The sequence below is a fragment of the Microbacterium sp. NPDC055599 genome (assembly GCF_053618975.1).
On the sequence record NZ_JBSHIM010000007.1, the window covers coordinates 13096 to 37752 of the forward strand.

Consider the following 24657-nt stretch of genomic DNA (forward strand, 5'->3'; position numbering starts at 1 on the left):
CGGGTTCCCCGCGGCGCTCAGCCCGCGGGGAACTCCACGCGGTCCGTGCACTGCGCGGTCGCGGGCGCCAGGCCGGACTGGATGCTCGATGAGAGGGTGTTCACGATCGACTGGAAGTCGATCTGCTCACCGCGGCGGATGATGACCTCCACCGCGGGCTCGCGCCCGTAGGTGACGAGGCGCTGCCGCTCCTCCTCCTGATCGAGCACCAGCCAGTCGACGCCGCCGAGCGTCGTGCAGACGAGCGCCGACGGCGCGGGGGGCTCCACGCCGCAGCGCAGCACGATCGTGGGGTCGCCCCAGGCGCCCGTGGCCTGCGCGTCGGTCCACACCCGGTCGAACCCGTCGACGCTGTCGGGGAGCAGCACGGAGACGGAGGCGCAGCCCGGATCGTTGGCGTCGTCCGCGGGTTCCAGGTGGACGGTGGTCGAGCATCCGGTGACGACGGCGGCGAGGGCGATCGCCCCGGCGACGGCGGCGAGACGACGAGAACGGGGCATGCATCCAGGCTACCTTTGACGACATGCACTCCCGACCCGATGCCGACGACCCGCGCCTGGCAGAACTCTCGGAGGGACGCATCCTGCGGTCGATCCTGAGCCGCACGACCCCGGGAGCGAACACGCTCCTCGGGCCGGGTGATGATGCGGCCGTGATCGCGGCGCCGTCGGGCTCGGTCGTCGCGACGACGGACACGCTGGTGCACGGTCCCGACTTCCGACTGGCGTGGTCCAGCGGGCATGATCTCGGCTGGAAGGCCGCGGCCGTGAACCTCGCGGACGTCGCGGCGATGGGGGCGCGTCCGACCGCGCTGCTGGTGGCCCTGGCGGTGCCGCGCGATCTGCGGCTGTCGTTCGTGGAACGGCTGGCCGACGGATTCCGCGATGCGTGCGCGGCGCTGGCGCCGGGGTGTGCGGTGGTGGGCGGCGACCTGACGGTGTCCGATGTGCTGACGGTGGCGGTGACCGCTCTCGGTGACCTGGAAGGGCGCCCTCCCGTCACGCGGGCGGGTGCGCGACCCGGTGACGTGGTCGCGGTCGCCGGCGAGCTCGGTCATGCCGCGCATGGGCTCGCGATCTTGTTCGGGCGCTTCCGCGACGGCGACGCGCCGATTCCGGTCGACCCGTCCCTGCTCGGACCCGGGGAGAGCGCGGCGGTGGCTGCGCAGCTGCGTCCGTCGCCGCCGATCGGGCTGGGCGTGGTGGCCGCGGCGGCCGGGGCGACCGCGATGATGGACGTCTCCGACGGGCTGGCGCTCGACGCGCGGCGGATGGCGGATGCCTCGGGGGTGACGATCGCGCTGGAGCGCGCCGAGCTCGGTGACTTCCCGGAGTGGGCGCTGGCGGGCGGGGAGGATCATGCGCTGCTGGCGAGCTTCCCGGACGGGATCCTGCCGCCGGGGTTCCGGGCGATCGGCACCGTGCGGGAGCGCGCGGACGAGAACCTGCTCTGCGACGACCTCCCGGTCGACGTCAGCGGCTGGGACCCCTATCGCGACTGGGACTCCGTGGCGGGCTGATCCTGTTCCGCAGGCGCGGCCTCGCCCGCGCGTTCGCACCACCAGAGCGCGGTGTCGCCATAGGTCTTCTCGCGGAACACGTGCAGTCCCGCCGCCTCGACGTCCGGACGGGTGGAGCGACGGGCACGTTCGACGATCAGCACCGCGTCGTCGCTCAGGAGCGGCGCGAGGGCGATCAGGTCCGCGGTCATGGCGGCGTCATCGAGGTCGTACGGCGGGTCCGTGAACACGAGGTCGTAGGGCCCCGTGGCGCGGGCCAGGTAGGAGCGGACGCTCGCTTCGTGCACCCGTGCCGGCGGCCGGCCGCTCGCCCTGGCCACGGCTCCCGCGTTACGGCGCACGACGGCCGCGGCGGGGCGACCCCGCTCGACCAGGTCGGCGGTCGACGCTCCGCGGCTGAGCGCCTCGAGCCCGAGGGCCCCTGAGCCGGCGTACAGGTCGAGGACCCGCGCGCCGTCGATCGCTTCGAGCGACTCGAGCGCGGCGAACAGGGACTCCCGCACGCGATCGCTCGTGGGCCGCGTCCCCGCCCCAGGAACCTCGAGACGGATGCCGCGCGCGCGTCCTGCGATGATCCTGGTCACCCGTTCACGATACGACAGGGGGCGACGACGTCGTGTCGGTCGCGTTCTCTAGACTCGGAGCATGTCGCTCACGCTCGAATCCTCGCTGGAGGAGGCCATCGGCGCGGCGTCGGCCAAGACGCTGGGTCGCGCCTTCGGCATGAAGACCGTGGGCGATCTGCTCGGCCACTACCCGCGGCGCTATGCGGATCCGGGTGAGCTCACGCCGATCCGCGATCTCCCGATCGGCGAGACGGTCACGATCGTCGCCGAGGTGCTGTCGTCGAGCTTCCGTCGTATGCGCAACCGACCCGGCGCGATGGTGGACGTGGTGATCGGCGACGGGGTGGGTCGCATGTCCTTGACCTTCTTCGCGAAGAACATCGGTGCGGCCGAGTGGCGGTCGAACGATCTCGCGGTCGGCCGACGCGGGGTCTTCTCCGGCAAAGTGGGCGAGTTCAACGGCGTCACGCAGTTCGCGCATCCCGAGTACGAGCTGTTCGATGATGAGGATGCGGCGCGCCGTCGGGCCGACGCGCGGGCGGCGGTGCCCATTCCCATCTACCCGGCGACGTCGGCGATCCAGACGTGGCAGATCGCCCGCCTGGTCGGCCGCGTGCTGGACGGGCTGACCGAGGTGCCTGAGCCGCTGCCCGAAGAGGTCCGTCGCGGCGAAGAACTGCTCACGGCGCGGGAGGCGCTCGAGCGCATCCACCGCCCCCGCACGCGCAACGACATCGACCCCGCGGTGCGCACCCTCCGCATGCACGAGGCGCTGACCCTGCAGACGGCGCTGCTGCAGCAGCGCCAGGCGGTGCGCGCCCTGGCGGCCACGTCGCGCCCGGCTCACCCCGGTGGGCTCCTCGAACGGTTCGACGCTGCGCTGCCGTACACCCTGACCCCCGACCAGGAGACCGTGGGCGCGCAGATCGCGCACGACCTGGTCGGTGCGTGGCCGATGAACCGGCTGGTGCAGGGCGAGGTCGGCTCGGGAAAGACCCTCGTCGCGCTGCGCGCCATGCTGCAGGTGGCCGAGAGCGGGGGACAGGCGGCCCTGATCGCCCCGACCGAGGTCCTCGCGGCCCAGCACCTGCGCTCCATCACGAAGATGCTGGGCCCGCAGCTCGCCCCGCTGCTGATGCCGACGCTGCTCACGGGTCAGCTCCCCGCGGCCGAGCGGCGTAAGGCTGCGCTCCGGGTCGCCTCCGGGCAGTCGCTCATCGTGGTCGGGACGCACGCGCTGCTGGGGGAGAAGACCACGTTCGCCGATCTCGGGCTCGTCGTTGTCGACGAGCAGCACCGCTTCGGTGTGGAGCAGCGCGAGGCGCTGCGCGCGAAAGGATCCAGTCCGCACGCGCTCGTCCTCACCGCGACACCGATCCCGCGCACGGTCGCGATGACGGTCTTCGGCGACCTCGACACCTCGGTCATCCGCACGATGCCCGCCGGTCGCGCCGGCATCGAGTCGTACGTCGCTCCGCTGGCCGAGCACCCCGGCTGGTTCAACCGCGTGTGGGAGCGGGCGGCGGAGGAGATCGCGCAGGGTCGACAGGTGTTCGCGGTATGCGCGGCGATCGACACGGCGGCGAAGACGGCGGAGGCGGGCGAGCAGGAGCTTTTGGCGCCGGAGGGCGGGAAGGGGCCGCGCTGGGGCGTCGTGCAGCTCGACGAGGCGCTGGCCACGCATCCGACGCTCGGCGGCCTCCGGCGCGCGGTGCTGCACGGGCGCATGCCGTCGGAGGAGAAGGATGCGGTGATGCAGTCCTTCGCCCGCGGCGACATCGACCTGCTGCTGGCGACGACCGTGATCGAGGTCGGGGTCGACGTGCCCAACGCCTCGACCATGATCGTGCTCGATGCCGACCGCTTCGGGGTGTCGCAGCTCCATCAGCTGCGCGGACGTGTGGGTCGTGGCGGCGTGCCGGGGTTGTGCCTGCTGGTCACCGAGGCCGAGGAAGGCTCCGTCGCGCGGGAGCGGGTCGATGCGGTCGCTGCGACCCTGGATGGGTTCGCCCTGGCCGAGGTCGATCTGGAGCTGCGGGGGGAGGGCGACGTGCTCGGTGCCGCGCAGGCGGGCGTGCGCTCGTCGCTCAAGCTGCTCAGGGTCGTGAAGGATGCGGCGCTGATCACCCGCGCGAGGGAGCTCGCTGAGGGGATCCTGTCCGACGACCCGGAACTCGCGCGCCACCCCGGTCTCCGCGACGCCATCGGTCGCCGCGTGACGGACGAGGACCGCGCGGCGCTGGCGAAGAACTGACGCCGTTCGGCCGTGCCCTAGGCTGGATGCATGAGCAGCAGGATCGCCGTCGTCCCGGGTTCGTTCGATCCGCCGACCCTGGGTCACCTCGATGTGATCCGCCGCGCGGCCGCCCTGTACGACGAGCTGCACGTGCTGGTGGTGCACAACCCCGGCAAGGAGGCGATGCTGCCGATCGCGCAGCGGCTGTCCCTGCTCGAGCGCTCGATCGCCGAGGACGGCATGCAGGGCAACATCGTGATCGGCTCCTGGAGCATGGGTCTCCTCGTCGACTACGCGCGCGACGTGAACGCGGGCGTGCTGGTGAAGGGCATCCGCTCGCAGGTCGATGTCGCGTACGAGTCGCCGATGGCGATCGTGAACCGTCACCTGGCCGACATCGAGACCGTCTTCCTGCTGCCCGATCCCGCGCACGCCATGGTGTCGAGCTCGCTCGTGCGCCAGGTCGCGTCGCTGGGGGGAGACATCGCGCCGTTCGTTCCGCCGGCCGTCGCGTCGTTCCTCGACACCGGTGCGCGCGGCCTCTGAGGCCGCCCGTCCGGCCCGGTCGCAGGGAGACCCCGGTAGCATTGAGGGGTGCGTTCCCGACTCAACAGCCCCTTCGTGCTCCCCGTCCGTGACATCGTCCGGCGTCCGGGGGAGATGCGCGAGCACACCTTCACGGTGACGCTCCCCGAGCAGTGGGGGGAGGGCATCGTGACCTTCGAGTCAGGCTCCGAGCTGGATCTCGACGTGCGTCTGGAGTCGGTTCACGAGGGCATTCTCGTGTCCGGTTCCGCGGATGGAGAGTACGTCGGCGTCTGCGGCCGCTGCCTCACCGACATCTCCGAGCCTGTCGAAGTCGAGTTCCAGGAGCTTTTCGCGTATCCTGGTGAGGAAGAAACTGACTTCGAGGTTCAAGACGACCACGTGGATCTTGAAACTCTCGTCAGGGATGCGGCCGTATTGTCGCTTCCATTTCAGCCGGTGTGTCAGCCGGATTGCCTCGGGCTCGACCCGGTCACAGGCGAGAGGCTGACCGAGAGCACCGGGACGGAGCAGGCCGCTCCCATCGATCCTCGATGGAGTGCGCTCCAGCAGATCACAGACCAAGACGGCACGGCAGAGAGCCGTGCCGCCGAGAAAGAAGAGAGCTAGTCATGGCTGGTAACCCCCCGAAGCGCAAGGTCTCCCGTTCGAACACCCGCTCGCGTCGCGCGCAGTGGAAGGCGGAGGCTCCGGCGCTCGTCAAGACCGTCGAGAACGGCAAGGTCGTCTACAGCCGTCCGCACCAGGCGAAGGTCGTCACCGACTCGCAGGGCACCGAGCTCTTCCTGGAGTACAAGGGCCGCAAGGTCGCCGACGTCTGAGTCGCGTACCGTGACGGAGGTCCCCGGGGGGACGAGACCTCTCCCAGCAAAGCTCCGCGTCGACATCGACGCGGAGCTTCTGGAGTTGGCACTCACCCATCGCTCCTACGCCTACGAGCACGGCGGCATCCCGCACAACGAGCGCCTGGAGTTCCTCGGCGACTCGGTGCTGGGGCAGGCGGTGACGGTGATGCTGTTCACCACGCACCCCGACCTCGACGAGGGCGAACTGGCCAAGCGGCGGGCAAGCGTCGTCTCGACGGTGGCCCTGGCCGAGGTGGCCCGCGGTATCGACCTCGGAAGTCATCTCTTGCTGGGTCGCGGTGAGGAGCAGACGGGCGGTCGCGACAAGGACTCCATCCTGGCCGACACCATGGAGGCCGTGATCGGCGCCACCTACCTCTCCGCGGGGCCGGAGGCGGCGACCGAGCTGGTGCTGCGATTGACCGAGCCTCTGCTGGCGGACCCGGAGCGCTACGGCGCCGCGATGGACCCGAAGACCAGCCTGCAGGAGCTTGCCGCCCGGGTGGGTGCTACGCCGCCGCAGTACTCGGTCGAGGCGAGCGGACCGGATCACGACCGTCGCTTCACGGCCACGGTCGCCGTCGGAGACGTCGAGATGACCGGCACCGGAAGCAGCAAGAAGACCGCGGAGATGGCGGCCGCGCTCAGCGCCTGGCGCGTGCTCAACGAGCGTGCCTGAGCTTCCCGAGGTCGAGGTCGTCCGCGCGGGCCTCGCCCCGGCCGCGGTCGGCGCGACGATCACGGCCGCGAGCGTCTTCGACGAGCGCGCCCTCACCAGGCACACGGCGGGTGCTGCCGACTTCGTGCAGCGCCTCGAGGGACGTGCCGTCACGGCGGCGATGCGTCGCGGCAAGTTCCTGTGGCTTCCCCTCGATGACGACGGGGAGTCGGCGCTGATCGCGCACCTCGGGATGAGCGGACAGCTGCTGCTGCGGGCTCCCGACGCTCCGTCCGAGCGCCATGAACGCGTGCGCCTCGGGATCGAGCATCCCGTTCACGGTGAGCTCGCGGTCGTGTTCGCGGATCAGCGCACGTTCGGCTCCCTCGCCGTCGACGCCTTGGTGGAGGACGGGCCCTCGCGCGTACCGACGCAGGTGGCGCACATCGCGCGCGATCCGATGGACCCGTTCTTCGACGACGACGCCTTCCGACTGGCTCTCGCTCGCCGGCACAGCGCGGTCAAGCGGGTGCTGCTCGACCAGGGCGTCGTGAGCGGTATCGGCAACATCTATGCCGACGAGTCGCTGTGGGCCGCGCGTATCCACCCCGAGACGCCGGCCGATCGACTCTCGACCCCGGCCGTGCACCGTCTGCTCACCGAGGTCCGCACCGTGTTGGCGAAAGCCCTCGCCGAGGGCGGGACCAGCTTCGATGCGCAGTACGTCAATGTGAACGGCCAGGCGGGGTACTTCGCCCACTCCCTCAATGCTTACGGCCGCGGCGGGGAGCCGTGTCCGCGGTGCGGCGGCGCCATTCGGCGGGTGTCGTTCATGAACCGGTCGTCCCACTTCTGCCCGACCTGCCAGCGCCGCCGCTGAGGTCACACCGGCTGGAAGGCTCGCCCGAGGAGCGGCCGCGTCGCCCAGGTGCTCGCCCACACCAGCCCGATCCCGGTGACGAGAACCACGGCGATGGTGGCGATCGAGACGGGCGCCGTGATCAGTGCGATTCCGAGCAGGGGGAACACGAGGAACGCGGCGCAGAGGGCGGAGCCGAGAGAGGTCACGAGCACCGGGGCGACGATGGAGCGTCGGCGGGCGCGATCGATCATCTCCATCGGCATCCCCAGCTGGTGCAGGCTTCGGTGGAGGTCTCTCTGATCGATCACGTCCGCAGCCTGATTGACGCCCACGGATGCCGCCACCATGAGGAACGATCCGATCAGGGTGATGATGAGTCCGGTGCGGATATCGGCGGCGAGCGTCGCGTCGGCCCCGGATGCACCAGGACCGTCGATCTCCGCCATGAGCGCGACACCGGTCCCCGCGAAGACGGCCATGAAGCTCGCCATCGCGATGCCACCGACCTGACGCCACGCAGCTTTCGGCGCATCCAGGACGATGCGGGCCGAGAGCATGCGGTCGGGCTCCTGTGCCCGGCGCAGGCTCGTGCGTGCCCAGATCGACAGTGCCCAGGGGCCGACCAGGTTCAGCACGGCGAGCGCCGCGGCGTAGAGGCCACACAGCACGATGACGGCGATCATCCCGCCGGCGATGGCGGGAACCGCCTTGATGAGCACGAAGGCGATCGCCAATCCCCCCACGGCGATCACCGCACGGATCCAGTGCATCTTGGTGACGACGGCCCGAGTGCGCACTCCCAGCGGCGAGATCACCACGCGGCGCAGACCGATGGAGGCACTCACCACGGCCAGCAGCAGCACCACGGCGACCACGAGGAGGATCGGAACGGGCGGCAGGAGCACAGCATCGAACCCGAGCGGTGCGCCGCGGAACGGGATCAAGCCGATGAGCGGACTGATCGCGAGGTGACCCGCCACCCCGATCGCGGCGCCGACGGCTGCCACGAGCAGCGACTCCGCCACGGTGGCGACCGTCACCCCCGCGGGTGTGACACCGAGCAGGCGGAGTGTCGACAGCCTCTCGTCGCGACGGCGCGCTGACAGTCGGGCGGCCGCACCACCGAGGGACATGAGCGGCACGACGAGGAGAACGAGAGCGATGCCAGCGAGTGCCTGGTAGAGGGCAGCAGTGTCATCGGACCACCGCCAGAACGACTGCGCACCGCCGATCACCGTGAGGACCAGGGTGGTGACGATGCCGAAGGCGACGACGGGGAGCACGAGGACGCTGTTCTCTCCGCGGGCCGGCCGCAGGAGGAGCGTCAGCACGCCGGCGTTCATGCGTCCACCGCCGAGGAGACGACGCGCCCGTCGCGCACGGCGACCGTACGGGTGCAGCGTGCCGCGACGTCGGCGTCGTGCGTGACCACCACCAGCGTGCGTCCCTGGCCGGTGGTCGACCACAGCAGTGCATCCATCACCTCTGCGGAGGTGTGCGAGTCGAGCGCGCCGGTCGGCTCGTCCGCGAAGACGATCTCGGCCCCCGTCGCCTGCGCGCGCGCGATCGCGACACGTTGCGCCTGACCGCCGGAGAGTTCGCCGATGCGTCGATCCTCCATTCCCGCCAGTCCGAGCGCGGCAAGCCAGGAGGCGGCGTGCGGGATGGCATCCTTCTTCGCCACGCCGTTGATCATGGAGGCCAGGGCCACATTCTCGACCGCGGTGAGCTCGGGGATGAGGAGTCCCTGCTGGAACACGAAGCCGAATCGTTCGCGACGCAGGCGCGAGCGCGCGGATTCCCCGAGTGCGGTGACCTCGACGGGTCCGCCGGCGGACGGGTGGAACGTGACGCTGCCGGCGTCGGGGGCCGTGATGCCCGCGAGCACGTGCAGCAGAGTGGTCTTGCCCGATCCGGAGGCGCCCATGATGGCCACGGCTTCTCCGCGCTGCACGGCGAGGTCGATGCCGGCGAGGGCGCGCGTGGCCCCGAAGGTCTTGGTGAGAGCGTGAGCTTCGATCACGAATGCGTTCATGATTCCAGCCTTCCCGCGCGCGGCCCCCACGTCGTCGGCCGTCCGGATGACCGTCCGGGAGCGGAGTCATCCAGGAGGATGACTCCGGCTCCCGCGGGATCAGAGCTTCTTCTGCCACGCTCCCGCGTACGAGACCGGGCGGAACCCGATCGCCTCGTTGATGTCGAGCATCGGCCGGTTCTCCTCCGCGTTGAAGGTGGAGACCACGGTGGCATCCGGCACGAGCTCACGCCAGCGGAGCAGGTTCGCGCACTTCACGATCATGCCCAGACGATGCCCGCGGTGGTCCTTGGACACCAGGGTGCCGAACTGATGCGTGACGCCGGTGCGCTCCGCTCCGATGACCAGCTCGTTGTACGCGACGATGTCGCCGGTGGGTACGTGCTCCACGGCGACGACGGACACCGTCTGCCCGGCGCCCGTCAACCGTGCATCTCGCCGGGCCACCCGGTCGGCGTCCCAGACCTCCGCGACGAAGTCCATGTCGCCGCTCGGAGCGTCCGTCGACAGCCGCGCCAGCACCGCCGCGTACCCGGAGCGGAGCTCGGGCGGTGTGGGCAGCAGCCACTCCACCACGCGGTAGTCGGGTCCTGCGGCCTGCGTGGCCTCGGCCAGAGCGGCCTCCAGGGGAGCGGGGTCCGCGCGCAGGTCGAATTCACTGTTGCGCTCGACCTGCTCCAGTGTGAATCCGTGGGCGTCGACGAGGTCGCTCAGCGGCGTCGCCGGAATGCGGCCCCATCCGGTCCGAGGGACCAGCATGCGAGATGTCTCCTCCGGACGATGCAGGCTCCAGATCTGCAGCACGCTGCGCCCGCGGGCCCGTGCCTCGCTCTCGGCTCGTGCGAGGAGCGCGTCCTCGATGCCTCGGCCCCAGTGTGCCTCAGACACGAGCAGGTCGACCTCGGCAGCGTTCGCGTCCGCCTCCTGCGCGAAGGACACCGTCACCATGCCCACGATGTCGGCACCGTCGCGGGCGACGAAGCCGAGGTCGAGGGAGTCGGTGTCGTCTTGCCAGCCCGGGAGCATCTGCGCGGAATCCGGCGCGAGATCCGGGATACCGACCTGCTCGTCGCAGATCTGCCGGTTGAGTTCGCCGTACGCGCGGAAGTCGGCGGCGTCGTCAGCGTCGAGCGCGGCGGGGACGGTCAGCGGTGAGATGGTCAGTTCCGCGATGGTCATGTCGGTTCCTTCGGGGTGGCGGGCGGCTGCGGGGGAGACGGCGAAGGGCCGTCCACGGTCTCCTCCGCCCACGGACGGGGCGGAGGAGACCGAAGGTGCGGTGTCGACGGCGTGCGAAGCGGTCATGCGGATCAGCGCATTCCCCGCTGCATGTCGAACATGAGCATGGCGTTCGACTCCGCTGCGGAGCGGTGACGCTGCTCTCCGACGAGGAACAGGTCGGCCGGGTCGAGGGTCAGCCCTCGGCGCGCCCGCCGCGGCCGCTGAGCCCGCTGGAGCAGCCAGAGGCCGATCCGGAGGGACAGGCGGTCCGTCAGACGGAGCTGTCGCCGTTCGTCGTCGCGGGGGAGGGGGAGGACCTCACGGTCCTCGATATCGGGCGGGTGGGTGGTGCTGCGGTACAGCGTGGTGTTCACGATGATTCCTTCGAGGTTGCGTGATGGGAGGGGGTGCGGAAGCACCGGCGCAGGCCGAGGATCCGGCCGGAGACGGTGCGGACGGTGGCGACCGCTCGGGGATGCGCTGACGCGAGAATGCGAGAGCGCGTGCCGAGGGCGGCGGGGAATCCATGACTCCGCGGTGCGGGTCAGAGGGTGGTGGCGCGGGGGAACCGGCAGGACGGATGGCCTCGGAGAGGCGTCACATCCCGGGCGACGGTTCTAGCAGATCGTGCCGAGGCGGTCGCCGGCGGTTACCGAGTACGCACGGTTCGGCGCGGTGTGCGCGGGCGCGGTGCGGCCGTTGGCCTTCGCGGTGTGCTGAGTGATCATCATCGGTAACCTCCTTTCGTGTGGCGATCCGGAGGCCAACCGTAGCGAAACTCTCAGCCGATCGTCAAGCATTTCGTGCTAGCGCCGGCGTGTCGCCGCCGGAGGAGCTCGCTCCGAGACCCGCGCGGGATCCGTGGGAATCCGCGCGATTCCGGTAGCGTAGCGACGTGATTCTCCCCCGACGAGCGGTGCCCGCATGCATCTGAAGAGCCTGACGCTCAAGGGGTTCAAGTCGTTCGCCCAGCCGACGAGCTTCGTCTTCGAGCCCGGCGTGACCTGCATCGTGGGTCCGAACGGCTCCGGCAAGTCCAACGTGGTCGACGCCCTCGCCTGGGTCATGGGGGAGCAGGGCGCGAAGACCCTCCGCGGCGGCAAGATGGAGGACGTCATCTTCGCCGGCACCTCCACGCGAGGGCCCCTCGGGCGAGCCGAGGTGCAGCTCACGATCGACAACGCCGATGGAGCACTGCCGATCGAGTACGCCGAGGTCACGATCAGCCGCACGCTGTTCCGCAACGGATCGAGCGAGTACGCGATCAACGGCGAGGGCTGCCGACTGCTCGACGTGCAGGAGCTCCTGAGCGACTCGGGTCTCGGCCGCGAGATGCATGTGATCGTGGGTCAGGGGCGCCTCGACACCGTGCTGCAGGCGTCGCCGGAGGATCGCCGTGGCTTCATCGAGGAGGCGGCGGGGATCCTCAAGCACCGACGCCGCAAGGAGAAGACCCTCCGCAAGCTCGACGCCATGGAGGCCAACCTGACGCGTCTGAGCGACCTAGCCGGTGAGATCCGGCGGCAGCTGAAGCCGCTGGGCCGTCAGGCCGAGATCGCCAGGGAGGCCCAGACGATCGCGGCCGTGGTGCGCGATGCGAAGGCCCGGCTGTTCGCGGACGACGTAGTCGCCCTGCGCACGGCCCTGGCCGACCACACCCGCACGGAGCAGGAGCGTCACACGGAGCGCCTCGTGCTGTCGGATCAGGCCGAGGCGGTGCGCGCGAGCATCGCGCGGCTCGAGAAGGACCAGAACTCCGTCGCCGTCGATGCGGCGCGCGGCGTGGCCTTCGGGCTCGAGCAGGTCCAGGAGCGCATGCGGGGGCTGTACACCCTCGCCAATCAGCGTCTCGCTCTGCTCGGCTCGGAGGAGGACGATGCCGCCGTGACCGCGGTCACGGTGACGCAGGCGACGATCGACGAGGCGAAAGACGACATCGAGACGATCTCCTCGGGGCTGGGCGATGCGCAGGATGCCGCGGTCGCGGCGAGCCGCGAGGTCGTGCACGCCAGGGCGGAGCTCGACACGCTCGACGTCGACATCGCGGAGCAGAGCGCGCTCGTGTCGGAGTACGACATGCGCCTGACGGCCCTGCGCGGTACGGCTGATGCGGCGGCGTCGGCCCTTGCCGCGGTGCGTGGTGCCGTGCTGCGCCAGGAGAATGCGCTCGAAGCGGCGAACGAACGGCGGCGGGAGGCGGCGGAGGCACTGGAGGCGATCGAGGACGCCGAGGCACCGCAGGGCACAGCCGTCGAGCACGCTGCCGCCTATGAGAGCGCGCAGCGGGCGGCGACGGCGGCGGAGGCCGAGCGCGAGACGCTGCGCGAACGGCTCCACGCCGCGGAGCGCGAGGTCGACTCGCTCACGGCGAAGGCGGCGGCGCTGAGCAGCGCGCTGTCGCTGTCCGGTGGTGCCGCCGAGATCGTGAAGGCCGGTGGCGCGGGAGTCCGCGGACTGGTCGGCGACGCGGTGCAGGTCAGGCCGGGGTTCGAGGCGGCGATCGCCGCGGTCCTCGGTCCGCTCGCGGAGGGCGTGCTGATCGACAGCGCGGACGCCGCGTTCACGCTGGCGGCCCTGGCTGCGGCGGAGCGCCGTGGGGTCGTGGATTTCGTGGTGGCGGATGCTCTGCGCCCCGAGTCGACCGCGCCTCCCGTCGACGGTGTCACGTCCGCGATCGACGTGGTGACCGCACCCGACGGCGTGCTGGGCATCCTGTCGCATGTGCTGATCGCCGAAGACCTCGATGCGGCGCGCTCGGCGCGAGCCGCTCTGGATGCGCTGTCCGACACGCGGACGACGATCGTGACGACCAGCGGCGAGGTGATCACCGCGCAGACGCTGCGCACGGGCTCCGGTGGTGAGCGGTCGCGTCTCGAGCTCGCGGCCGAGCGCGACGCGGCGACGGAGCGGCTCGCCGAGATCCAGATCGTCGTCGACTCGCTCCGGGAGGCGCGGATCGAGGCGGACGAGCAGGTGGAGGCGACACGGCGTCAGGCCAAGGACGCGTTGCGGGCGCTGCGCGAGCACGATGCCGCCCTGGCCACGCACGCCGAGCAGGTCAACCGCGTCACGGTGCGGCACGAGTCCGCCGTGGCCGAGTGCGAGCGCCTGGAGTCGGGGCTCGCGCAGGCCCAGGCTGCAGTCGCGGATGCCGAGGCGAAGGCGGAGTCGGCCCGTGCGGAGCTCGACGAGGCCGTGGCCGCGCCGCGTCCCGTGCTGGACGCGTCTGCCCGCGACGGTCTGCTCGAGGCTCTCGAGCTCGCCCGCGAGGGAGAGGTGCGCGCGCGGCTCGAGGTCGAGACGCTGCGCGAGAGGGTGCGTGCGGCGCAGGCGAGGGTCGCGACGCTCGAACGGCAGCGCGAGCAGGAGCGGGACGCCGCCGCCGAGGCCGCCCGCCGTGCAGTGATCCGTCGGGCACAGCGGGAGGCCGCCTCCGGGGTGGCAGAGGAGCTTCCGCGCATCCTCGACTCGCTCGACCGCTCGGTGACCGAGGCCCGTGTGGCTCTCGCCGAGGCGGAGGCCGCCAGAGCAGCGCAGAACGAGGAGCTGGTGGCGCTCCGGAAGCAGGAGACGTCGCTGCGCGAGCGGCTCGCCGGCCTCACCGAGAGCGTGCACGGCCTGGAGCTGCAGATCCACGAGAAGAAGCTCCACCTGCACAGCCTGCTGGAGCGTGTGTCCTCCGAGCTGTCGCTCGACGAAGATATTCTCGTTGCGGAATATGGACCTGATCAGCTCGTTCCGCGCGATCCCGGAGTGGAGCCCCCTGCGGACGAACTGCTCGACGACACGGCGATCCCGTTCGATCGTCGTATCCAGCAGCGCCGACTGGCCGAGGCCGAGCGGAAGCTCGCCCAGCTGGGCCGCGTCAATCCGCTCGCCCTGGAGGAGTTCGCCGCGCTCGAGCAGCGCCACGCCTTCCTGACGGAGCAGCTCGCCGACCTGACCCAGACCCGTCAGGATCTGCTGACGATCATCGCGGACCTCGACGAGCGGATGCAGACCATCTTCGCCAGTGCGTTCGAGGACACCAAGGAGGCGTTCGGCCAGGTCTTCCCGCTGCTGTTCCCCGGTGGGACGGGGAGCATCTCCCTGACCGACCCGGACAACATGCTCACGACCGGCATCGAGGTCTCGGTGCGGCCCGTCGGGAAGAAGATCGAGCGCCTGTCGCTGCTCTCCGGAGGGGAGCGGTCGCTGGCCGCTGTCGCGCTGCTGGTGGCGATCTTCAAGGCGCGTCCCAGCCCGTTCTACATCCTCGACGAGGTGGAGGCGGCCCTCGACGATGCGAACCTCGGCCGGCTGCTCACCGTGTTCGAGCAGCTGCGGGAGACATCTCAGCTCCTGGTGATCACGCACCAGAAGCGCACGATGGAGATCGCCGACGCGCTGTACGGCGTCTCGATGCGCCAGGACGGCGTGTCCGCTGTCGTCGGTCAGCGCGTCGGTGACCGCGCGGCCGCCGCGGCGAGCTGACCGGCGTAGCGAACCGCTACCCGTAGGCTGGGGGGATGGCAGAGAAGTCCTGGTCTCTCGGTCGCGCCCTGCGCGGCATGTTCGTCAAGCCCACGATCGATGAGACGACGTGGGAAGACCTGGAGACCGCCCTGATCACGGCCGACTTCGGGCCGGACATCAGCGAGCGCATCGTCGACGAGCTCCGCGACAAGGTCGCGAAGTACCGCACGACCGACCCCCGCGACCTCCAGCGCATGCTGCGCGAGACGCTCGAGGAGCACTTCGCGAAGTTCGACACGACGCTCAAGCTCACCGAGCGCCCGGCCGTCGTGCTCGTCGTCGGCGTCAACGGGGTCGGGAAGACCACCACGATCGGCAAGTTCACCAAGTTCCTGCGCGGCTACCAGCGCAGCGTCGTGGTGGGGGCCGCCGACACGTTCCGTGCCGCCGCCGTGGACCAGCTCGCCACCTGGGCGCAGCGCGGAGGGGCGGCGATCGTCCGCCCGCAGCACGAGGGGCAGGACCCGGCGTCTGTGGCGTTCCAGACCGTGGAGTACGCCAAGCGCGAGGGCATGGAGATCGCGATCATCGACACGGCCGGTCGTCTGCATACCAAGGGCGGGCTGATGGACGAGCTCGGCAAGATCCGCCGGGTCGTGGAGAAGCAGGCCCCGATCAGCGAGGTGCTGCTGGTTCTCGACGCGACGACGGGGCAGAACGGGGTCATGCAGGCGGAGACGTTCCTGCAGCACGCCGGCGTCACCGGGCTCGTGCTGACCAAGCTCGACGGGTCGGCCAAGGGCGGCTTCGTTCTCGCGGTTCAGGAGCGCACCGGGATCCCGGTGAAGCTGCTCGGACAGGGCGAGGGCATCGACGATCTGACCGGTTTCACCCCGCACGTGTTCGTGCAGGCGCTGGTCGGCTGACACAGGGCTACCGCCCTGAGCACGAGGCTGGTTTCATAGCGTTATGGCGATCGAACACGACTACTTCGGACTGCTGTCGTCGGGCCCCGACGGCTCGATCTTCTGGTCGGAGACCGTCGAGCTCGGTGACCAGAGCGTGACGGTCGACCTCACCGCTCCGGACCAGGACGACGTGTCCGCTGATGCCCTCGACATCGCCGCCGCGCTGATCGCAGGACTGGAGAACGTCGACGCCACGGCCCGCCGCGGCATGTTGTCCGAGGTGGATGACCGGACGAGCGAGGTGACCGAGTACATCCTTCAGCAGCAGGAGGCCTTCGGCGACGACCTGCCGGACGTGCTGGTGGACGTGTCCGGCGATGCAGCGGTGGACATCATCCGCTCGCTGCGCCTGATGAGCATGACGATCCTGGCGGACGAGCATGGCGGGTCCGAGCCCTTCGCGGTGCTCGAGTACGCGCTCGACGACAGTGCGACCGACGACGTGCTGCTCGTGAACCTCGGCTCGGACGGAAGCGTGCAGTCCGTGATGAGCGCTGACTGACCCGGCGCTCACCCCGCAGATCACACGGCCTGGGCGAACCCGAGGTCGGCGCCCTCGGCGATGTGCGCGAGGTGCGGCGGGATCTCCCGCCCCTTCGAGACCATGGACTGCGCCCAGAGGCGTCCGGCACGGTACGAGGAGCGCACCAGCGGTCCGGCGAGCACCCCGAGGAAGCCGATCCGCTCCGCCTCCTCCTTGAACTCGACGAACTCGGCCGGCTTCACCCAGCGGGCGACGGGGAGGTGCCGCGGCGACGGCCGCAGGTACTGCGTGATGGTGATGATGTCGCAGCCGGCGTCGTGAAGATCCTGCAGGGCCTGCACGACCTCCTCCGGCTCCTCGCCCATGCCCAGGATCAGGTTCGACTTGGTGATGAGTCCCGCGTCGCGCGCCTGGGTCAGCACTCCCAGCGAGCGCTCGTAGCGGAAGGCCGGCCGGATGCGCTTGAAGATGCGCGGGACGGTCTCGACGTTGTGGGCGAACACCTCGGGCCGGGACTCGAACACGACGCCGAGCTGATCCGGGTCGCCGTTGAAGTCGGTGGCGAGCAGTTCGACGCCGGTGTTCGGGTTGAGGCGATGGATCTGGCGGACGGTCTCTGCGTTGAGCCAGGCGCCGCCGTCGGGAAGGTCGTCGCGGGCGACGCACGTGACGGTGGCGTAGCGGAGGTTCATGCGCACGACGCTCTCGGCGACGCGGCGTGGCTCATCGGTGTCGTAGTCCGCGGGCTTGCCGGTGTCGATCTGACAGAAGTCGCAGCGCCGAGTGCACTGGGATCCGCCGATCAGGAAGGTCGCCTCGCGGTCCTCCCAGCACTCGAAGATGTTGGGACAGCCCGCTTCCTGGCACACGGTGTGGAGGTCTTCGCTCTTCACGAGCGAGTGGAGGGCGGTGTACTCCGGCCCCATCTTGGCCTTGGTGCGGATCCACTCGGGCTTGCGCTCGATGGGGGTCTCGGCGTTGCGGATCTCGAGTCGGAGGAGCTTCCGGCCCTCGGGGGCGGCGGTCATGCGGGGACTCCCGTCCGTGCGATGTCGGTGTATTCGGCGAGGAAGGCGGCGCGGACGGCGTCCACGAGGTCGCGGGGTTCGACGACGGCTCCGGAGACCTCGCTGACCGTGGTCACACCGGCGTCGGTGATGCCGCACGGGATGATGTCGCGGAACGGTGCGAGCGAGTTGGCGCAGTTGATGGCGAAGCCGTGCATGGTCACGCCCTGCTGCACGCGCACCCCGATGGCGGCGACCTTGTCCTCGGAGAGGGGGCGGCGAACCCACACCCCGCTGCGACCGGGCACCTGGTAGCCGTCGACGCCGAACGGTCGCAGGACGTCGATCAGCAGATGCTCGAGCCGGCGCACGTGCGCGACGACATCCATGGGCTCAGGGAGGCGGACGATCGGGTAGCCGACCAGCTGCCCCGGGCCGTGCCACGTGATCTTGCCGCCGCGGTCGACGTCGACCACGGGGGTGCCGTCCTGCGGTCGCTCGTGCGGCTCCGTGCGCTTGCCCGCCGTGTAGACGGCCTCGTGTTCGAGCAGGATCAGCGTGTCCGGACGCGCGCCGGAGAGCACATCGGCGTGCACGCGGCGCTGCAGGTCCCAGCCGTCGAGGTACGGCACGGGGGTCGGGGAGAACCCGGGGGTGAGGATGTCGAGCATGAAGTCTCGCCTCCGAAATAGTTGGATTGCGTCTAAGAATACGCCCTGTTGTGACGCCCGAGCGCGACTCGCCGCGCGCGGTAGCGTGAGGGTATGAACTCCACCGGCCGCGCTGGCCGCCCCAAGGCGTCGTCGCGCGAGACGCTCGCGGAGGCGGCGTGCGAGCTGTTCCTGGAGCGTGGGTACGACGCCACGTCGGTCGCCGACATCACGCAGCGCGCCGGGGTGAGCCGCTCCAGCTTCTTCAACTACTTCACCTCCAAGAGCGACGTGCTGTGGTCCGCCGTGGACGAGCGCATCGAGGAGGCCGTCGACCGCCTGCAGGGCCTCGGGCGCGAGGCGGACGGCGACGCCGTGGGCGGGATCCTGCGGGGCATCGTGCGGGACTTCGCGCCGGACCCGCTCGCGCTCGCTCTGCGCAACGCCGGCGCGATGGGACTGCAGGAGGAACTCGTCCGCGACACCGGGGTGCGCCTGGCGCGGCTGTCGGAGGCGATCGCCACCGCGGCCCGTGGCTCCGGTGTCGACGTGATCAGGGCGGACATCCTCGGCGCAGCCCTCGCGGCCGCCGTGTTCTCCGCGTTGCGCGTGTGGGCCGAGCAGGGCGCGGGGCTCGGAACCCCGCAGGCCGTGCTCGACGACGCCCTCGGCGCGATCCACGACCTCCCGTGGTCCGGCTGAGCGAGTCGTCGGCGCTCGCGTAGAATCGGGAGCACCATGGCTACCTTTGGAACGCTCTCCGACCGTCTCACCGAGACCTTCCGCAACCTCCGCACGAAGGGGAAGCTCACTGCCGCCGACGTCGACGGCACCGTGCGCGAGATCCGTCGCGCGCTGCTCGATGCGGACGTCGCTCTTGCGGTCGTCAAGGACTTCACGGCGAAGGTGCGCGAGCGCGCGCTCGGCGACGAGGTCAACAAGGCGCTGAACCCCGCCCAGCAGGTCGTGCAGATCGTGAACGAGGAGCTCGTGCAGATCCTCGGCGGGGAACAGCGTCGTCTACAGTTCGCCAAGACGGCGCCGACCGTCATCATGCTCGCCGGGCTCCAGGGCTCCGGAAAGACGACGTTCGCCGGTAAGCTCGCGAAGCAGCTGGAGGGGGAGGGGCACACCCCGCTCCTGGTCGCCGCCGACCTGCAGCGTCCGAATGCCGTCAACCAGCTGCAGGTCGTCGCGGAGCAGGCCGGTGCGACCGTGTACGCACCCGAGCCGGGCAACGGCGTCGGCGATCCGGTGAAGGTGTCGCGCGACGGCGTGGAGCACGCCCGTCGCCAGCAGCATGACGTGGTGATCATCGACACCGCCGGACGCCTCGGTGTCGACACCGAGCTGATGAAGCAGGCCGCCGACATCCGCAAGGCGGTCGACCCGGACGAGGTGCTGTTCGTCATCGACGCGATGATCGGTCAGGATGCGGTCAACACGGCAAAGGCCTTCCAGGAGGGCGTCGACTTCACCGGCGTCGTCCTGTCGAAGCTCGACGGTGACGCCCGAGGTGGTGCGGCGCTCTCGGTCGCCTCCGTCACCGGCCGGCCGATCATCTTCGCCTCGACCGGTGAGCGCCTCGAAGACCTCGAGCCGTTCCACCCCGACCGCATGGCGAGCCGCATCCTCGACCTCGGCGACATCCTGACCCTGATCGAGCAGGCGCAGCAGGCGTTCGACGAGGAAGAGGCGCTGAAGGTCGCCGAGAAGCTCGCCAACGAGGCCTTCACGCTGGAGGACTTCCTCGAGCAGCTGCAGCAGATGAAGAAGATGGGCTCGATGAAGAAGATGCTCGGCATGCTGCCGGGCATGGGCCAGATGAAGCAGCAGCTGGAGGACTTCGACGAGCGGGAGATCGATCGCACCGAGGCGATCATCCGCTCGATGACGCCGGGGGAGCGGCGTAACCCCAAGATCTTGAACGGGTCGCGTCGTCTGCGCATCGCCCGGGGCTCCGGCATGACCGTGACCGACGTGAACCAGCTGGTGCAGCGTTTCGACCAGGCGGCGAAGATGATGAAGACGGTCGCGCGCGGTGGCACGCCGAACATCCCCGGTATGGGTCCCGTGCCCGGCATGGGCAAGCCGGGAGCGTCGTCCAAGCGCGGCAAGAAGGGCAAGGGGTCTCAGGGACGCTCGCGCTCGGGTAACCCCGCCAAGCGGGCGGCCGAGAACGCTGGCCTGGCAGCATCCGCCTCCGCGAACGGCTCGGGCTTCGGTCTCGGCGGAGCTCCTGCGCCCACCGAGGCGGATCTCGCCGAGATCCAGAAGCTCTTCGGCAAGAGCTGATCCTCAGGCGCGTGCCGCCGGCACCGGTGGCTCCTCGCCGATCGTCGGCGTCGTCGGTGTTCGCCGTGGCCGCGCCGTCAGCTGTCCCACCACGAGCGCACCCAGAGCGAGGGCCAGTCCGACGCCCTGAACCGCGGTGAAGCTCTCCCCGAGGACGATGACGCCCAGCAGTGTGGCCACGAGCGGCGAGAGCAGGGCGAGCAGGCCGGGCGCGATCACCGGCAACTGCTGGATGCCCCGGAACCAGAGGGTGTAGGCGACGATGCCCCCGACCGTACCCAGCCAGAGGTAGCCCAGCGCTGCGGCCCCGTCGATGGACGACGGCACGCCCTCCACTGCGAGGGTCACGGGAAGCAGGAGCAGGCCGCCCGCGGTGAGCTGCCATCCGGCGTAGACCACGGGGCCGATGTCCCGCGGACGGCCCCAGCGCTTGGTGAGGATCATGCCGAGGCCCGTCGCGGTGACGCCGCCGAGCGCCGCGAGCACGCCCCAGAGGTCGAGCTGCGCCGCCGGACCGAGGACGACCAGTGCGACACCGCCCGCTCCGGTCACGGCGGCCGCGGCGGACACCGCCCTGATCCGCTCCTGGAGCACCAGGGAACCCAGCACCAGCACGATGAGCGGCTGCGCCCCTGCGACCGCGGCGGCGACCCCGCCGGGCAGCCGCTCGGCGGCGAGGAACAGCAACGGGAAGAACGCGCCGATGTTTAGCGCGCCCAGCACGAGCATCTTCGGCCACCACGTGCCGCGCGGCAGGCGACGAGCGAGAAGCACGGCCACGAGACCCGCCGGGAGCGAGCGGAGCAGCCCCGCGAACAGCGGGTGGCCAGGAGGGAGGAGCTCGGTCGTGACGAGGTAGGTCGTGCCCCACGACAGCGGGGCCAGAGCGGTCAGCAGCACGATGCGCCATCTGTTCATGGCTCCAGCGTGGGGGCTTCCCGCGCATGAGTCCAACGCGGGCTTGTCATCGTATCCATGAGACGCGATCATGATCGGATGGATCTGCAGCAACTGCGATACGTGGTCGCGGTCGCGGCGACCGGGAGCTTCACCCGCGCGGCGGAGCAGTGCTTCGTGACGCAGTCGGCGCTGAGCCACCAGATGGCGGCGCTCGAGCGCGAGCTCGGCCATCGGCTGTTCGCGCGATCGAGCCGCAGTGTGCGCCTCACAGAGGCGGGCGAGGCGTTCCTCGAGCATGCACGGGTCGCCGTCCGCGCCGCCGAGCAGGCGAAGGATGCCGTCGCTGCGGTTGCCGGCGAGGTGACCGGAACGCTCCGCCTCGGCGCGATCCCCACCGTGACAGCGGTCTCGGTCCCGGAGCTTCTGCGCGCGTTCCGGGAGGCGCATCCCTCGGCACGGGTGGAGCTGCGCGGTGGCAACAGCGACGAGCTCATCGCCGCGCTCCGCCGCGACGACCTCGACATCGCGCTGCTGGGCTTGCGCGGCGACCTGGAACCCGCGGGGGTCGCGTCTCGCGCGGTCCAGCATCAGCGACTGGTCGCGGTGCTGCCGCATGACCACGGGCTCGCGACGCGGCGGCGGCTCCGGCTCGCCGATCTCGCCGGGTGCGCCTTCGCGGACTTCCCCGCCGGGACATCGGGTCGGGCGCAGAGTGACGCCGCCTTCACCGCCGCAGGACTCGAGCGGGACGTGGCCTTCGAGGTCGACACCGCCCCGCTGCTTCTCGGACTCGTGAGGGCGGGGCTCGCCGTGACCCTTCTGGCCCCGGGGGTGGTCGACGGCGCAGAAGGTGTGGTCGCGGTGGCGGTGAGCGACGGGCCCGAGCGGACGGAATACGTCGCGTGGGATGCCGTGGCTCCGAGGGGCGTGGCGCGGGCGCTGCTGGCCGTCCTGGATGGGATGCGGAACCAGGAATCGGATCGCGGGTGAAACGAGAAGCGGGCCCGGGGGAGACCCCGGACCCGCTTCATCCTTCCTCGGACTACTTCACGTCCTCGTCGACCCAGTCCATCGACTTGGTGACGGCCTTGCGCCACAGCCGCAGCTGACGCTCGCGCTCGGCGTCGTCCATCGTCGGCTCCCAGCGCTTGTCCTCCTGCCAGTTGGCGGAGAGGTCGTCCAGCCCGTTCCAGAAGCCGACGGCGAGACCGGCGGCGTAGGCGGCACCGAGCGCGGTGGTCTCGGCGACGACCGGGCGCACGACCGGGACCCCGAGCACGTCGGCCTGGAACTGCATGAGCGCGTCGTTGGCCACCATGCCGCCGTCGACCTTGAGCTCGCTCAGGTCCACGCCCGCATCCGCGTTGACGGCATCGAGCACGTCGCGGGTCTGGAACGCGACGGCTTCGAGCGCTGCGCGCGCGATGTGGTTCTTGTTCGCGTAGCGGGTGAGACCCACGATCGCGCCGCGGGCGTCCGGACGCCAGTACGGGGCGAACAGACCGGAGAACGCGGGGACGATGTACACGCCGCCGTTGTCCTCGACCTGCTCCGCCAGCTTCTCGACCTCGGGCGCCGAGGAGATGATCCCCAGCTGGTCGCGGAGCCACTGGATCAGCGAGCCCGTCACGGCGATCGACCCTTCGAGCGCGTAGTGCGTCGGCTGGTCCCCGAGCTTGTACCCGACGGTCGTGAGCAGCCCGTTCTTCGAGTGGACGACTTCCTCGCCCGTGTTGAAGATCAGGAAGCAGCCCGTCCCGTAGGTGTTCTTGCTCTCGCCCTTCTGGAACGCCGCCTGACCGAAGGTCGCCGCCTGCTGGTCGCCGAGGATCCCGGCGATCGGCGTCTCGCGCAGCAGCGACGAGCTCTCGGCGGTGCCGTAGACCTCGGAGGAGGAGCGGATCTCCGGCATCATCGACCGCGGCACGCCGAACACCTCGAGGATGTCGTCGCGCCACTCGAGCGTCTCCAGATCCATGAACAGCGTGCGCGAGGCGTTGGTGACGTCGGTGGCGTGCACGCCGCCGTCCACACCGCCGGTCAGGTTCCAGAGCACCCAGCAGTCGGTCGTGCCGAACAGCAGGTCGCCCGCCTCGGCCTTCTCGCGCGCACCCTCGACGTTCTCCAGGATCCACGCGATCTTGGTGCCGGAGAAGTAGGTCGCCAGCGGCAGGCCGACGACCGGCTTGAAGCGCTCGACGCCACCGTCGGCTGCGAGACGGTCGACGATCTCCTGCGTACGGGTGTCCTGCCACACGATCGCGTTGTACACCGGCTTGCCCGTGGTCTTGTCCCAGACCACCGCGGTCTCGCGCTGGTTGGTGATGCCGACCGCGGCGATGTCGTGCCGGGTCAGGTCGGCACGGCCGAGCGCCAGTCCGATGACCTCTTGCACGTTGCGCCAGATCTCCGCCGCGTCGTGCTCGACCCAGCCGGCCTTCGGGAGGATCTGCTCGTGCTCCTTCTGGCCCGTGGCGACGATGCTGCCCTTCTTGTCGAAGATGATCGCGCGGCTCGACGTCGTGCCCTGGTCGATCGCGATGATGTAGTCAGCCATGTGTTCTCCTTTGAATTCGCTTGCGGGTAGGGATCAGCCGGCGAGGCCGAGCAGAACGGGTGCCGCGAGGGCGGCGATGACACCACCGATGAGCGGGCCGACGACCGGGACCCACGAGTAGGACCAGTCGCTCGCGCCCTTGCCCTTGATCGGGAGGATGGCGTGAGCGATGCGCGGGCCGAGGTCACGGGCGGGGTTGATGGCGTAGCCGGTTGGGCCACCGAGGGAGGCGCCGATCGCGACCACGAGCAGGGCGACCGGAAGCGCCGTGAGCGGGCCGAGGCCACCGGGGGTGCCGATCTCGATGTCGCCGTAGTCGGCGAACGCGAAGATCACGAACACCAGCACGAACGTACCGATGATCTCGGTGACGAGGTTCCAGCCGTAGGAGCGGATGGCCGGGCCGGTCGAGAACACGCCGAGCTTGTTGGCCGCTTCGGGCTCCTCGTCGAAGTGCTGCTTGTAGGCGAGCCACACGACGATCGCACCGAGGATCGCACCGAGCAGTTCCGCCCCGGTCGCGGTCAGGAACATCGCGAAGTCGATCTTGCCGGCGACGAGCAGGCCGATGCCGACGGCGGGGTTCAGGATGGCGCCCGAGTAGGCCGAGACGAGGACACCGGCGAACACCGCGAGACCCCACCCCCAGTTGACCATCAGGAAGCCGCCACCGAAGCCCTTGTTCTTCGCCAGGGCGACGTTCGCGACGACACCGCAGCCGAGCAGCACCAGCATCGCCGTGCCGACGAGCTCGGACAGGAAGTAAAGACCGAGATTGACGTCAGTCATGTCTTCATTGACCTTTCTTACGGGTCGGGGCCCCTCTGCCCCGACCCCCTATGGGGGTAGCACC

General features: G+C 70.2%; 24 protein-coding genes. 13 read left to right on the top strand and 11 right to left on the bottom strand.

Features of this window, described 5'->3' with window-relative positions; translation table 11 throughout:
* Positions 1–17: 17 nt before the first annotated feature.
* Positions 18–500, bottom strand: a complete 483-nt coding sequence (locus ACWGQ1_RS08105; protein ID WP_136037003.1) for a DUF3515 domain-containing protein — start codon at positions 498–500, stop codon at positions 18–20.
* Positions 501–523: 23 nt separating this feature from the next.
* On the opposite strand from ACWGQ1_RS08105, the gene thiL reads away from it, so the two are divergent.
* On the top strand, positions 524–1519 hold the full coding sequence (thiL, locus tag ACWGQ1_RS08110) for a thiamine-phosphate kinase (RefSeq protein ID WP_452312744.1): 996 nt from the start codon (positions 524–526) through the stop codon (positions 1517–1519).
* Here thiL and rsmD read toward each other — a convergent pair.
* Positions 1489–2103: a 16S rRNA (guanine(966)-N(2))-methyltransferase RsmD gene (rsmD, locus tag ACWGQ1_RS08115; RefSeq protein WP_452312745.1), complete on the bottom strand. Its 615-nt coding sequence runs from the start codon at positions 2101–2103 to the stop codon at positions 1489–1491. The two genes, thiL and rsmD, sit on opposite strands and share 31 nt — an antisense overlap.
* 61 nt (positions 2104–2164) lie before the next feature.
* Between rsmD and ACWGQ1_RS08120 the strand changes: the two genes are divergently transcribed.
* From ACWGQ1_RS08120 to mutM, 6 genes are all read left to right on the top strand, one after another.
* Complete coding sequence (locus ACWGQ1_RS08120; RefSeq protein ID WP_378803658.1) at positions 2165–4339, top strand: ATP-dependent DNA helicase RecG; 2175 nt, start codon at positions 2165–2167, stop codon at positions 4337–4339.
* A 30-nt stretch (positions 4340–4369) separates the two neighbouring features.
* On the top strand, positions 4370–4867 hold the full coding sequence (gene coaD / locus ACWGQ1_RS08125) for a pantetheine-phosphate adenylyltransferase (RefSeq protein WP_136034542.1): 498 nt from the start codon (positions 4370–4372) through the stop codon (positions 4865–4867).
* Positions 4868–4981: 114 nt separating this feature from the next.
* The gene (locus ACWGQ1_RS08130) at positions 4982–5476 is read left to right on the top strand and encodes a YceD family protein (protein ID WP_136034620.1); all 495 of its coding nucleotides are present in this window, start codon (positions 4982–4984) and stop codon (positions 5474–5476) included.
* Between the two features lie 2 nt (positions 5477–5478).
* Positions 5479–5688 (top strand): 50S ribosomal protein L32, encoded by a 210-nt coding sequence (rpmF, locus tag ACWGQ1_RS08135; protein WP_050721097.1) that lies wholly within the window; start codon positions 5479–5481, stop codon positions 5686–5688.
* Positions 5689–5698: 10 nt separating this feature from the next.
* The gene (rnc, locus tag ACWGQ1_RS08140) at positions 5699–6391 is read left to right on the top strand and encodes a ribonuclease III (RefSeq protein WP_136034544.1); all 693 of its coding nucleotides are present in this window, start codon (positions 5699–5701) and stop codon (positions 6389–6391) included.
* The gene (mutM, locus tag ACWGQ1_RS08145) at positions 6384–7250 is read left to right on the top strand and encodes a bifunctional DNA-formamidopyrimidine glycosylase/DNA-(apurinic or apyrimidinic site) lyase (protein ID WP_452312746.1); all 867 of its coding nucleotides are present in this window, start codon (positions 6384–6386) and stop codon (positions 7248–7250) included. The genes rnc and mutM overlap by 8 nt, the downstream gene beginning before the upstream one ends.
* Before the next feature lie 2 nt (positions 7251–7252).
* Here mutM and ACWGQ1_RS08150 read toward each other — a convergent pair whose 3' ends face one another.
* The 4 genes from ACWGQ1_RS08150 to ACWGQ1_RS08165 form a co-directional block, all read right to left on the bottom strand.
* Positions 7253–8575 carry an FtsX-like permease family protein gene (locus tag ACWGQ1_RS08150; RefSeq protein ID WP_452312747.1) on the bottom strand — a complete coding sequence of 441 codons (1323 nt, stop codon included), beginning with the start codon at positions 8573–8575 and terminating at the stop codon, positions 7253–7255.
* On the bottom strand, positions 8572–9267 hold the full coding sequence (locus ACWGQ1_RS08155) for an ABC transporter ATP-binding protein (protein ID WP_136034550.1): 696 nt from the start codon (positions 9265–9267) through the stop codon (positions 8572–8574). The genes ACWGQ1_RS08150 and ACWGQ1_RS08155 overlap by 4 nt, the downstream gene beginning before the upstream one ends.
* 99 nt (positions 9268–9366) lie before the next feature.
* Positions 9367–10446 carry a GNAT family N-acetyltransferase gene (locus ACWGQ1_RS08160; RefSeq protein ID WP_452312748.1) on the bottom strand — a complete coding sequence of 360 codons (1080 nt, stop codon included), beginning with the start codon at positions 10444–10446 and terminating at the stop codon, positions 9367–9369.
* 131 nt (positions 10447–10577) lie between these two features.
* Complete coding sequence (locus tag ACWGQ1_RS08165) at positions 10578–10862, bottom strand: hypothetical protein (protein ID WP_452312749.1); 285 nt, start codon at positions 10860–10862, stop codon at positions 10578–10580.
* A 550-nt stretch (positions 10863–11412) separates the two neighbouring features.
* Here ACWGQ1_RS08165 and smc point away from each other — a divergent pair.
* From smc to ACWGQ1_RS08180, 3 genes are read left to right on the top strand one after another with little or no spacing between them, the layout of a single operon-like run.
* The gene (gene smc / locus ACWGQ1_RS08170; protein ID WP_136034556.1) at positions 11413–14961 is read left to right on the top strand and encodes a chromosome segregation protein SMC; all 3549 of its coding nucleotides are present in this window, start codon (positions 11413–11415) and stop codon (positions 14959–14961) included.
* A gap of 35 nt (positions 14962–14996) precedes the next feature.
* On the top strand, positions 14997–15869 hold the full coding sequence (gene ftsY, locus ACWGQ1_RS08175; RefSeq protein WP_136034558.1) for a signal recognition particle-docking protein FtsY: 873 nt from the start codon (positions 14997–14999) through the stop codon (positions 15867–15869).
* A gap of 43 nt (positions 15870–15912) precedes the next feature.
* Positions 15913–16413, top strand: a complete 501-nt coding sequence (locus tag ACWGQ1_RS08180; protein WP_136034560.1) for a DUF2004 domain-containing protein — start codon at positions 15913–15915, stop codon at positions 16411–16413.
* A gap of 20 nt (positions 16414–16433) precedes the next feature.
* Here ACWGQ1_RS08180 and lipA read toward each other — a convergent pair whose 3' ends face one another.
* Both lipA and lipB read right to left on the bottom strand, forming a co-directional pair.
* On the bottom strand, positions 16434–17423 hold the full coding sequence (gene lipA / locus ACWGQ1_RS08185) for a lipoyl synthase (protein WP_136034562.1): 990 nt from the start codon (positions 17421–17423) through the stop codon (positions 16434–16436).
* A complete protein-coding gene (gene lipB, locus ACWGQ1_RS08190; protein ID WP_136034564.1) occupies positions 17420–18073 on the bottom strand; it encodes a lipoyl(octanoyl) transferase LipB in 654 nt (217 codons plus the stop codon). Before lipB ends, lipA begins: the two co-directional genes overlap by 4 nt.
* 93 nt (positions 18074–18166) lie before the next feature.
* On the opposite strand from lipB, the gene ACWGQ1_RS08195 reads away from it, so the two are divergent.
* Together ACWGQ1_RS08195 and ffh are read left to right on the top strand one after the other, a co-directional pair.
* Entirely contained in the window at positions 18167–18754 is a 588-nt protein-coding gene (locus tag ACWGQ1_RS08195) for a TetR family transcriptional regulator (protein ID WP_452312750.1), read from the top strand.
* A 36-nt stretch (positions 18755–18790) separates the two neighbouring features.
* Positions 18791–20347: a signal recognition particle protein gene (gene ffh / locus ACWGQ1_RS08200; protein ID WP_452312751.1), complete on the top strand. Its 1557-nt coding sequence runs from the start codon at positions 18791–18793 to the stop codon at positions 20345–20347.
* A gap of 3 nt (positions 20348–20350) precedes the next feature.
* On the opposite strand, the gene ACWGQ1_RS08205 is transcribed toward ffh, so the two are convergent.
* The gene (locus ACWGQ1_RS08205; protein ID WP_452312752.1) at positions 20351–21265 is read right to left on the bottom strand and encodes an EamA family transporter; all 915 of its coding nucleotides are present in this window, start codon (positions 21263–21265) and stop codon (positions 20351–20353) included.
* Positions 21266–21343: 78 nt separating this feature from the next.
* Here ACWGQ1_RS08205 and ACWGQ1_RS08210 point away from each other — a divergent pair, with 78 nt between their 5' ends.
* Complete coding sequence (locus ACWGQ1_RS08210; RefSeq protein ID WP_452312753.1) at positions 21344–22237, top strand: LysR substrate-binding domain-containing protein; 894 nt, start codon at positions 21344–21346, stop codon at positions 22235–22237.
* A gap of 52 nt (positions 22238–22289) precedes the next feature.
* On the opposite strand, the gene glpK is transcribed toward ACWGQ1_RS08210, so the two are convergent.
* A complete protein-coding gene (glpK, locus tag ACWGQ1_RS08215) occupies positions 22290–23804 on the bottom strand; it encodes a glycerol kinase GlpK (RefSeq protein WP_136034574.1) in 1515 nt (504 codons plus the stop codon).
* Positions 23805–23837: 33 nt separating this feature from the next.
* Complete coding sequence (locus ACWGQ1_RS08220; protein WP_136034578.1) at positions 23838–24593, bottom strand: MIP/aquaporin family protein; 756 nt, start codon at positions 24591–24593, stop codon at positions 23838–23840.
* Between the last annotated feature and the right edge of the window lie 64 nt (positions 24594–24657).